Genomic DNA, 1,721 nt, shown 5'->3' with positions numbered 1-1,721 from the left:
CAATCGCAGCGCCTTTTCTTTATCCGATCATACGATCAGAAACGGTATTTGGCCGAAAGTGTCATACCGCCGACAACATCGGTGCCAAAATCAGCCTTGGAACCGAACTGGCTGCCGCCGTTCTTGGCTGTAAGTGTGTTATCCAGAGTACCAGAAGTCAGGATACCGACAGCACCTGCAAGGCGGAATTCCAGATGTTGTGTTGCCTTGTAATTCGCACCGAGACCCAGCAGCCAGACATCAGTCTGTGAAGTCAGACCAGTTGTTGTACCACGATCCCAAGTAACAGTTGCCGCACCCGACCACTTGTCGTTAAATTTGTGACCGATACCACCCATAACGGTCCAGCCGTCTTTGTAGTAAAGATCAAGAGACGTTACTTCGGCACCTACAGGGAAACGGCCGAGGAACGGCCCTGTGCCGCTGTTTTCGAAACCGATTTTGGTAATGCTTTTCCAGTCTGTCCATTTGATGGAAGCAAGTGCCAGCCAATCCGGAGCAATACCGGTCTGGAATTTGAATTCAACAGATTGCGGTGTGGCTACACTACCGTTGACCGGAGTAATAAAGCTCAGAGGCGCACCGATCAGAGACACGCCAACGGTGCCATCCAGATCATAATTGACCTTGGACTGATAAACCAAACTGGCGCGCAGAGCGATTTCAGGAATTTCATAAGCTGCACCCAAGCGCCAGCCAAATGCACTGTCGTCAACATCCAGTGTACTATTTGCGAAAGTCAGGTTTCTTGGGTTGTTTGGATCCAGCGGTACGCCGGAGATTTTTGTCTGGCGGCCTTTCAGCTCCTGATAGCTTACACCACCGAGAATACGGAAAAAGCCCTTTTCACCGGCAGAGAAACGATAGGCGCAGTTCAGACCATAATCGCGCGAAGAGATTTCTTGCTCAATAGCGCTGAACATACGGGCATTGTTGATGCCTGAATCTGTATCAATACCCCATGGTTCACGATACTGAACCGCACAGCCCAGTTCATCAGTCAGCTGGATTTTTGCCGAAAGCTTCGGAACCCAATAGGTCTTACCTTCGTCAACTTCTGTGTCGAAAGGTTTGCCGAAATTCTGATTTGGAACAGGATTGGCAGGAAAAACACTGCCGCGAATGTTCTTCAGCTTACGCTGCGGCGCAACAAAAGTCGCACCGGTTTCAACCACATTGCCTTCTTCAAATAAAATATCGAAATCCTGAGAACTGCGCTCCAGACCACCGGCATGCGCGGTCAAAATTCCCCCCGACAATGCCAGCGACACGGCAGATAATTTCAAGGCAGTTTTAAGCATATTGTCCCTCAATTTTTATACTTAATTTTGACGTGAGCGTAACATGCCGAATGGGTTCTGCAAGTACAAGAAAGTTGAAAACGAACCACCGGTTCGTCACAGAGTCGACCGAAAATCCGATTTTTGATCGTCTTATTCAGTTTTTTTGTGAGTTGCCGTATAAATTCACATCCAAAACGTCAGTTTTGACCTGATTTTGCCTTCAAAACGTGCGCTGTGCCAAATATGTCACGCAAAAAAGACAATCGTTTTTCACCTCTTGAAACCTATACCGCGCCACCCGTCCTGCGCATTTCAAACGTGATGCAGCAGATCAGTTTCAGCATAATTGTTAGTAAAAATGCTGCATTCGCATTACAGAATTTCACTTCAAAACTCAATAAACACAGAAAAATCAAATGGTTGTAAAATTTATGAATA

General features: G+C 47.0%; 1 protein-coding gene. It reads right to left on the bottom strand.

Annotated elements, in window-relative coordinates; genetic code table 11:
* Nucleotides 1–35 precede the first annotated feature (35 nt).
* The gene (locus A918_RS0114475) at nt 36–1,301 is read right to left on the bottom strand and encodes an OmpP1/FadL family transporter (protein WP_022711754.1); all 1,266 of its coding nucleotides are present in this window, start codon (nt 1,299–1,301) and stop codon (nt 36–38) included.
* Between the last annotated feature and the right edge of the window lie 420 nt (nt 1,302–1,721).

It is taken from the genome of Pseudochrobactrum sp. AO18b (assembly GCF_000409565.1).
GTDB classification, from domain to species: domain Bacteria; phylum Pseudomonadota; class Alphaproteobacteria; order Rhizobiales; family Rhizobiaceae; genus Pseudochrobactrum; species Pseudochrobactrum saccharolyticum.
The sequence above is the reverse complement of the archived record's forward strand: the minus strand, read 5'-3'. Positions and strand labels throughout refer to the sequence as shown.

Excerpts from the sequence above, each read along its gene's own strand:
- A918_RS0114475 (WP_022711754.1), bottom strand. The coding sequence starts at position 1,301 with ATGCTTAAAACTGCCTTGAAATTATCTGCCGTGTCGCTGGCATTGTCG.